This is a genomic window from Winogradskyella sp. (assembly GCF_028289625.1).
In the GTDB taxonomy this organism is placed as follows: Bacteria; Bacteroidota; Bacteroidia; order Flavobacteriales; family Flavobacteriaceae; genus Winogradskyella.
Map to the genome: position 1 here is coordinate 1 of NZ_JANQOM010000019.1, position 7,982 is coordinate 7,982.

A 7,982-nucleotide genomic window follows, 5' to 3' on the forward strand; every position below is an offset into this window, starting at 1 on the left:
GCATTTATGTGTATCCTCAAGAGGTGTTAAGGATGATACTTCTGCCACAGTGACTACTTACTATGGAGGCGAATTTAACACCGCAGAAAAAATTTCAGAATTACAAAACTATTTAAACGATTAAGCTATGAATATATTAGAAAGAGCCGTTGAATTTGAAAACAGAAAGTTTTCTTTCAAGACCACAAGTGATAGAATTTTAGCCGCTAGAGAAGCCAAAGAAATTATTCTAGGCGTTAATGAAATCTATAAGCAGAAAAAAGACTCCAAATTAATGGACTTAATGAAGCGCTTAACCGTGATTAAGCAAAAAATTGAAAAACGATTAAAAGGTAGACCGCTTACGGCTGCATAGTACATAATGAAAACTATAATCGTAGTTGGTGGAAGCAAAGGCATAGGCAATGCAATCGTCTCGTCTTTGCTTTCTTCACATAAAGTTGTAAATATCAGCAGAACCGCTCCTGATCAATCGCATGATAATTTAACACATTATCAATGTGATATCCTAACCGATGAATTGCCAAATATTGAAAATGCAGATGGTTTAGTTTACTGTCCTGGTAGCATCAATCTAAAGCCTATAAACAGGCTTAGTATTGAAGACTTTAAATCAGATTTTGACATCAATGTTATAGGTGCTGTAAAAGCCATTCAGATGTATTTACCTGCATTGAAAAATGGCAATAGATCTTCCATTGTATTATTTAGTACCGTAGCGGCAAAACTGGGTATGCCTTTTCATGCCAGTGTTGCAGCAGCAAAATCAGCAGTAGAAGGTCTAACAAAATCTCTTGGAGCCGAGCTAGCGCCAACAATAAGGATCAATGCTATTGCACCTACGGTTACAGATACCGATTTAGCCTCTAAATTATTGCGTAATGAACGCATGATAGAAAATATGAATGAGCGTCATCCGCTTAAAAAATACCTACAACCACATGAAGTGGCTGATATGGCGACGTTTTTATTATCCGAAAAAGCAGCATCATTATCGGGACAAGTCTTTGAAATGGACTGTGGTATTGTGAGCTTCAAAATATAACTATTATGAACCCATTAAAAGCCTTCGTTGGCACATTGACGGCTACTGACAAAGACGTCATCAACAAACCTTCAAAATCTATTCACGACATCAAAATAGATAGCTTGCAAGGTCAACCTATTGATTTATCTCAATTTAAAGGCAAAAAACTTCTGTTTGTTAATGTAGCCTCAAAATGTGGCTTTACACCGCAATACAGAGAACTTCAAAAATTACATGAAACTTATAAGGACAGATTAGTCGTTATTGGAGTACCATGTAATCAGTTTGGTAAGCAAGAACCAGGTAATCCTGAAGAAATCGAAGCGTTCTGCCAAGTTAATTATGGTGTGTCTTTTTTAATTACAGAAAAAATCGATGTCAAAGGACCAAACCAACACCCATTGTACGAGTGGCTAACTACAAAAGCTATTAATGGCAAACAAAATTCCACAGTTAAATGGAATTTTCAAAAGTATCTTATAGATGAAAGTGGAGAGTTTATAGACTTCTTCTACTCTATTACAAAACCAACTAACCAAAGAATCACTAAACATTTAAACTAAAACCATGTTTGGATTATTTAAAAAAACATCAGAGCTAGAAAAGCTTCAAAAACAATACGAAAAGCTGATGGCAGATTGGCATAAGCTATCTACTATCAACAGAGCCGAAAGTGATAAAAAATATGCCGAAGCACAACAAGTATTAGAAAAAATCGAGGCTTTAAACAATTAGTATCTTGAGTAAGCTGGCCTATTTTGTACTGTTTTTAGTTATCAACTTTGGAGGGCTTGCCTTAGGAAGTTGGTTGATGAACAATGGTCCAGAAACCAAATGGTACTTAGACTTAAACAAAGCACCATGGACACCTCCAGGTTGGGTATTTGGCGTAGCTTGGACCACTATAATGGTTTGTTTTTCATGGTATTTGGGCGAATTATTTCACAATCGAAATTCAAGGTTTATATGGCTAGTCTATGGCTTTCAAGTAATTTTAAATGTAGGCTGGAACTGGGTGTTCTTCAATCAGCATCAAATCACTTTGGGTTTATTAGTCATTAGCCTGCTCCTCATAGTGATTTTTTACTTCTTCATTACATTTAGAAATGACCGCCTAAAATATGCCAAATACCTGCTAATGCCTTACTTAATTTGGCTTTGTATCGCTACCTCCCTAAATGGCTATATTGTAGTTAATAATTAGTTTAAATTAGACTATCACAAAAATGAAAATATACACTTTACATAAAAAACAGAATCTTCCAATATCGGTTGACAAAGCTTGGGAATTTTTATCAAGCCCAAAAAATCTGAAAACCATCACGCCCGATTATATGGGTTTTCATATACTCTCTGGTGCTGATAGGCCTATGTTTCCTGGACAAATCATTCAATATATCGTAACTCCAGTATTAGGCATTAAAACTAAATGGGTTACCGAAATTACACATGTAAAAGACAAAGAATATTTCGTTGACGAACAACGTTTTGGACCGTATGCTTTATGGCATCACAAACACTTTATAAAGGAAATTGATGGTGGCGTAGAGATGGAAGACATTATTGATTACAAAGTCCCGATGGGTATTTTAGGACAAATGGTGCATCCAATATTGGTAAAACCAAAGCTCGAAGAGATATTCAATTACAGAACACAGAAACTAGAGGAATTGTTTGGTAAGTATTAATCATTTATCGGTCCAGCGCAAAGCAGGAATCCACAAAACTAATTATAGATGCCTATTGCGTACGGAATGACAAAATATTGCTATGAATAAAAAAGTCAATATATTTTGGTTTAGAAGAGATCTACGATTAGAGGACAATGTAGGTCTTTATAACGCCTTGCAAAGTGAATATCCTGTTTTGCCTTTTTTTATATTCGACTCTGACATTTTAGATAAATTACCTAAAGATGATGCGCGAGTGTCGTTTATACATGAAACGCTTCAGAATATGAGGCGAAAATTACAGAACGATTATGACAGTAGCTTAGCCATTTATCATGGTAAACCTTTGGAAATATACGAGCAACTCGTTAAGGATTTTGATGTTAATACCGTTTATACCAATCATGATTACGAACCTTATGCAACCGAAAGAGATTCAGAAATTAAATCTTTCTTAACATCGAAAAAGATTGGAATGAAAACATTCAAAGATCAGGTGATTTTTGAAAAAGATGATATTGTAAAAAAAGATGGCAATCCCTATGTGGTTTATACACCATATATGCGTACTTGGAAAGAAAGGTTTAAGTCTATCGACTTTAAATTTTATCTATCAGAAGATTATCTCGAAGCGTTGATAAAAATAAAAGACCTACCCAATGTAAGCCTATCCGATATTGGTTTTGAAAAGTCAACTCAAAACGTACTGCCTTATGAGGTTAATCCTAAACTCATTCAGGAGTATGAAGCTACTCGAAATTTCCCAGCTAAAGATGCGACGTCACGCTTAGGCCCTCATTTAAGATTTGGAACCGTTAGTATTAGAAAGATGATAGAAAAAGCCATTGCTGAGAAAAATGAAATCTTTTGGCAAGAATTGATTTGGAGAGAATTCTTCATGCAAATTCTCTGGCACTTTCCTCATACCAAAGACCAAGCATTTAAATCTAAATACGACCGCATACAATGGAGAAATAATGAAACTGAATTTAAATTATGGTGCGAAGGTAAAACAGGGTATCCATTGGTTGATGCTGGTATGCGTCAATTAAACGAGACTGGCTTTATGCATAATCGGGTACGTATGTTGGTTGGCAGCTTTTTATGTAAACATTTGTTAATTGATTGGCGTTGGGGCGAAGCCTATTTTGCCGAAAAATTACACGATTACGAAATGGCCAGTAATGTTGGTAACTGGCAATGGGTGGCTGGCTCTGGTGTTGATGCGTCGCCTTATTTTAGAATTTTCAATCCGACATCTCAAATCCAGAAGTTTGATAAAAATTTAGAATACATTAAAAAATGGGCGCCAGATTTTCAAGAATTAACTTATCCTAAGCCAATTGTGGATCATAAAATAGCTAGGAAACGCTGTTTGGAAGTTTACAAATCTGCATTAAATTAACAGGTCTATTAATTTATTTTTATTTTTTTAACTCTTAATGCAATATATATTAAATCGTGCCGTTATTTATTGTAAGGCAAACCATGTCTTAATCTGAATAACCATTTCACAAAGCAATTAAAAAAGCCCTGATTCACTTCAGGGCTTTTTTTAACGGTTGGATAAGACCTTTCATTCTAAAATGCATCAATTTCCCGGTAAGCGTTCAATCTTTGCACCAATAGCTCTTAAGCGTTCGTCAATATTTTCGTAGCCTCGATCTATTTGTTCGATGTTGTGTATTATAGATGTTCCTTTGGCAGAGAGTGCCGCTATCAATAACGAAATACCTGCTCTAATATCCGGAGAGGTCATGGTGGTCGCCTTTAATGTTGATTTAAAATCATGACCTATAACCGTTGCTCTGTGTGGATCGCAAAGAATGATTTTAGCTCCCATATCTATGAGTTTGTCGACAAAGAATAAGCGACTTTCAAACATTTTTTGATGCACAAGCACTTCACCTCTAGCTTGAGTGGCAATCACTAAAACTATACTCAATAAATCTGGAGTAAACCCAGGCCATGGTGCATCGGCAATGGTTAAAATTGAACCATCAATATAATTTTGTATCTGATAACCGTCTTTATGAGCTGGTATATGGATATCATCCCCTCGCTGTTCAACAGTTATACCCAGTTTTCTAAAAACACTCGGAATCTGTCCTAAATCGTTCCAACTTACATCTTTAATTGTAAGTTCACTTTTGGTCATAGCAGCTAGACCAATCCAACTACCAATTTCTATCATATCTGGCAGCATTTTGTGTTCTGTTCCTCCAAGCCTTTCAACGCCTTCAACTATCAACATGTTAGATCCAATACCAGAAATCTTAGCGCCCATTCTATTCAGCATTTTGCACAACTGTTGCAAGTAGGGCTCGCATGCTGCGTTATAAATCGTTGTCGTGCCTTCAGCTAGTACCGCTGCCATTACAATATTTGCCGTTCCCGTCACCGAAGCTTCATCCAAAAGCATATAAGTGCCTTTTAACTTCTCTGCTTCCACTCCATAGAAATAGTCTTCTCTATTGTAACGGAATTTAGCACCTAAATTAATAAAGCCTTCAAAGTGGGTATCTAATCGTCTTCGCCCTATCTTATCACCACCAGGTTTAGGAATGTAACCCTTACCAAAGCGTGCCAGCAATGGTCCAACAATCATAATAGAACCACGCAATCCTCTTCCTTCTACCTTAAACTGATCAGATTCTAGGTACTTGAGATTAATATTCTCGGCCTTGAAGGTATAACTGTTAGAAGATAATTTTTCGATCTCTACACCCAAATTTGCAAGAAGCTTAATTAGTTTATTAACATCTACAATATCTGGAATGTTATTGACGGTTACTTTTTCTGGGGTGAGCAAAACAGCACATAAAATCTGTAAAGCTTCATTTTTTGCACCTTGGGGTTTTATAGAACCTTTTAATTGGTGACCACCTTCAATCTTAAATGTACTCATACGTTATTAGTAACGTTTTCTGTTGCTTGAATATTTCTTTTTTGATTTTTTAGAACCGCCTTTACTACCGTACTTAGACTTGGTCCGCATTAAACTTGATGAATCTGTAAGATCTTCTTCGCTGTTCTTCAAATTAATCTTGCCATCGGAGAGTTCAAACAAGTGGTCGAAAATAACGATATCCTCAACGGTATCTTTATTCCAATTGAGGTAGCACTTTTTCATATGGTTGGCAATGGTATAAACCAAGGCTTCTTTCATTTCGCCATCCTCCCAGGTACAGGCTACATCAATCATAGTCTTTATATTGTTGCCATAAAAACGATACTTAGGATGATTTTGAGGGTATTTCAATGGTTCAGGGCCTGCTACTAATTCTTCTTTGGACGGCTTTGGAAATGGCGAATCCGCATCCAATTCAAAATCGGACATTATGAAAAGCTGATCCCATAACTTATGTTGAAAATCTGGCACATCCCTAAGGTGGGGCTGAAGATTCCCCATAACGGAAATGATTGCCTTTGCTAATTTATTTCTTTCCTCTTTGGTCTCGCGAGATTTGGCATAATTGATCATCTTTTGCAAATGACGCCCATATTCTGGTATAATTAAATGCTCGCGTTCTGTGTTGTATTCTAAATTGTCTATCAAAATGTAAAATGTGTAGTAATTATAAAACCTGCAGTTTCACGGTTTTGTCGCAAAGTACAAAAAAATAGCTAGCTAATAAGAAATATTAAAGTGAAATTACGCCTTCGACTTTTTCCGCAACCTCTTTATATTTTAATATGACAGCGTCAGGATTTTTCATTCTAACGTTAACAGAGACACTTGTGTATTTACCATTCTTAGATGGCCTTGTTTGTATTACCGCACCCAAATGGTTGAACAACGATTTTATGTCTTCAATCTTTGAGATTTCAGAAACTACTATAAACTTATACAAATATTCGGTGGGCCAAAGTGCTGTATCCTGTAATTGCGCCTTTAGCTTGATGTAAAACTCTTCAGATTTTTTATTCTTATCCATTATCAACTTTTATAAATGCAAAGATACATCTTACTTTACATTTTTCGTTTTAATATATTATCACGATTTTTACTGCAAAAATACTGCCAATTTGAATCCAAAAAAAGTTGTCATAGCTGGTGGTCCTGGAACAGGAAAAACCTCTATTGTCAATCATTTAAGAGAACGCGGTTTTACTTGTTATGATGAAATATCGAGACAGGTGACTTTACAGGCTAGGAAGGATGGCATAGAGCAACTGTTTCTTACAGAACCCTTACTTTTTAGCGAAAAGTTATTGGACGGAAGAATTCAACAGTTCAATAATGCTTCGCACGAAAGCGAATCTATTGTCTTTTTAGATAGAGGTATCCCAGATGTATTGGCCTATATGGATTATATTGGAGACCATTACCCTAAACATTTTATTGATGCCTCTAGGGCTTACCTTTATGACTATGTGTTTATATTAGCTCCATGGCAAGAAATTTTCATAAGCGATAATGAACGCTACGAAAATTTTGAACAAGCCATAGAGATCCATCATCATTTATTAAGCACCTATAAACGTTTCGGGTATCAACTAATTGATGTGCCCTTTGCATCAGTAGAACATCGATCGGATTTTATTTTAGAGGAATTAAATATACAGTAATGCATCCCATAGAAGTCTTAGAACGCTATTGGAACTATACTTCCTTCAGACCTTTACAAGAAGACATTATTACTTCTGTATTAGATGGTGAGGATACTTTTGCACTGTTGCCCACAGGAGGAGGTAAATCAATATGTTTTCAAATTCCTGCGATAATTAAAGATGGTCTTTGTATTGTGGTCTCTCCGCTCATTGCCTTAATGAAAGATCAAGTAAATACACTAAAACAAAAAGGGATAAAAGCTATTGCCCTAACCTCGGGAATGTCTTATACTGATTTAGACACACAATTAGATAATTGCATCTATGGCAATTATAAGTTTTTGTATGTCTCACCAGAGCGACTGCAACAACCTATAGTGCAAGAGCGTATACAACAGATGAAAGTAAACCTTATTGCTGTTGATGAAGCACATTGTATTAGCCAATGGGGAAATGATTTTAGACCCGCCTATAAAAACATTTCAATACTGAGAAATATACACCCTCATATTAATTGCATTGCACTTACGGCAACAGCCAAACACGACATTGTTGAAAATATAATTGAAAACCTTGACTTTGTTGCTCCAAAAATTTTTAAAGCCTCATTTGTCAGACCAAATATCGCTTACCAGGTAATCCATACAGACGATAAATTATTCCAGTTAGAGCATATTCTAAAAACACATCCAGGAGCTTCCATTATATATGTTAGGAATTGAAGAGCAACA

General features: G+C 35.9%; 11 protein-coding genes and 2 pseudogenes. 10 read left to right on the top strand and 3 right to left on the bottom strand.

Annotation, left to right across the window (positions count from 1 at the left end; genetic code table 11):
• The 8 genes and pseudogenes from Q0992_RS04030 to Q0992_RS04065 all read left to right on the top strand — a co-directional run.
• Window positions 1–124: pseudogene (locus Q0992_RS04030) on the top strand (GTP cyclohydrolase I); the annotation flags it as partial.
• 3 nt (window positions 125–127) lie between these two features.
• The gene (locus Q0992_RS04035; RefSeq protein WP_299520894.1) at window positions 128–355 is read left to right on the top strand and encodes a hypothetical protein; all 228 of its coding nucleotides are present in this window, start codon (window positions 128–130) and stop codon (window positions 353–355) included.
• A 6-nt stretch (window positions 356–361) separates the two neighbouring features.
• Window positions 362–1,045, top strand: coding sequence for an SDR family NAD(P)-dependent oxidoreductase (locus tag Q0992_RS04040; protein ID WP_299520896.1), 684 nt, complete (start codon window positions 362–364; stop codon window positions 1,043–1,045).
• Window positions 1,046–1,050: 5 nt separating this feature from the next.
• Window positions 1,051–1,590, top strand: a complete 540-nt coding sequence (locus Q0992_RS04045; protein WP_299520898.1) for a glutathione peroxidase — start codon at window positions 1,051–1,053, stop codon at window positions 1,588–1,590.
• Window positions 1,591–1,594: 4 nt separating this feature from the next.
• The gene (locus tag Q0992_RS04050; protein WP_299520900.1) at window positions 1,595–1,762 is read left to right on the top strand and encodes a Lacal_2735 family protein; all 168 of its coding nucleotides are present in this window, start codon (window positions 1,595–1,597) and stop codon (window positions 1,760–1,762) included.
• 4 nt (window positions 1,763–1,766) lie between these two features.
• Complete coding sequence (locus Q0992_RS04055; RefSeq protein ID WP_299520901.1) at window positions 1,767–2,231, top strand: TspO/MBR family protein; 465 nt, start codon at window positions 1,767–1,769, stop codon at window positions 2,229–2,231.
• A gap of 22 nt (window positions 2,232–2,253) precedes the next feature.
• Window positions 2,254–2,715 carry an SRPBCC family protein gene (locus Q0992_RS04060; protein WP_299520903.1) on the top strand — a complete coding sequence of 154 codons (462 nt, stop codon included), beginning with the start codon at window positions 2,254–2,256 and terminating at the stop codon, window positions 2,713–2,715.
• A gap of 82 nt (window positions 2,716–2,797) precedes the next feature.
• A complete protein-coding gene (locus Q0992_RS04065; protein WP_299520905.1) occupies window positions 2,798–4,102 on the top strand; it encodes a deoxyribodipyrimidine photo-lyase in 1,305 nt (434 codons plus the stop codon).
• A gap of 186 nt (window positions 4,103–4,288) precedes the next feature.
• On the opposite strand, the gene murA is transcribed toward Q0992_RS04065, so the two are convergent.
• The 3 genes from murA to Q0992_RS04080 all read right to left on the bottom strand — a co-directional run bounded on the left by murA (window position 4,289) and on the right by Q0992_RS04080 (window position 6,635).
• Window positions 4,289–5,605, bottom strand: coding sequence for a UDP-N-acetylglucosamine 1-carboxyvinyltransferase (gene murA / locus Q0992_RS04070; RefSeq protein WP_299520906.1), 1,317 nt, complete (start codon window positions 5,603–5,605; stop codon window positions 4,289–4,291).
• Between the two features lie 6 nt (window positions 5,606–5,611).
• Window positions 5,612–6,256, bottom strand: a complete 645-nt coding sequence (locus Q0992_RS04075) for a DUF4290 domain-containing protein (protein WP_299520908.1) — start codon at window positions 6,254–6,256, stop codon at window positions 5,612–5,614.
• Window positions 6,257–6,341: 85 nt separating this feature from the next.
• A complete protein-coding gene (locus Q0992_RS04080; protein WP_299520910.1) occupies window positions 6,342–6,635 on the bottom strand; it encodes a DUF493 family protein in 294 nt (97 codons plus the stop codon).
• A gap of 91 nt (window positions 6,636–6,726) precedes the next feature.
• Here Q0992_RS04080 and Q0992_RS04085 point away from each other — a divergent pair, with 91 nt between their 5' ends.
• Together Q0992_RS04085 and Q0992_RS04090 are read left to right on the top strand one after the other, a co-directional pair.
• On the top strand, window positions 6,727–7,269 hold the full coding sequence (locus Q0992_RS04085; protein ID WP_299520912.1) for an AAA family ATPase: 543 nt from the start codon (window positions 6,727–6,729) through the stop codon (window positions 7,267–7,269).
• A pseudogene (locus Q0992_RS04090) lies at window positions 7,269–7,970 on the top strand (RecQ family ATP-dependent DNA helicase); the annotation flags it as partial. The gene Q0992_RS04085 and the pseudogene Q0992_RS04090, both read left to right, overlap by 1 nt.
• Window positions 7,971–7,982: the final 12 nt, after the last annotated feature.

Bases quoted from the DNA above. Each gene is read 5' to 3' on its own strand.
- Q0992_RS04035 (WP_299520894.1), top strand. From the start codon at position 128: ATGAATATATTAGAAAGAGCCGTTGAATTTGAAAACAGAAAGTTTTCT.
- Q0992_RS04040 (WP_299520896.1), top strand. From the start codon at position 362: ATGAAAACTATAATCGTAGTTGGTGGAAGCAAAGGCATAGGCAATGCA.
- Q0992_RS04045 (WP_299520898.1), top strand. From the start codon at position 1,051: ATGAACCCATTAAAAGCCTTCGTTGGCACATTGACGGCTACTGACAAA.
- Q0992_RS04050 (WP_299520900.1), top strand. From the start codon at position 1,595: ATGTTTGGATTATTTAAAAAAACATCAGAGCTAGAAAAGCTTCAAAAA.
- Q0992_RS04060 (WP_299520903.1), top strand. From the start codon at position 2,254: ATGAAAATATACACTTTACATAAAAAACAGAATCTTCCAATATCGGTT.
- Q0992_RS04065 (WP_299520905.1), top strand. From the start codon at position 2,798: ATGAATAAAAAAGTCAATATATTTTGGTTTAGAAGAGATCTACGATTA.
- murA (WP_299520906.1), bottom strand. From the start codon at position 5,605: ATGAGTACATTTAAGATTGAAGGTGGTCACCAATTAAAAGGTTCTATA.
- Q0992_RS04080 (WP_299520910.1), bottom strand. From the start codon at position 6,635: ATGGATAAGAATAAAAAATCTGAAGAGTTTTACATCAAGCTAAAGGCG.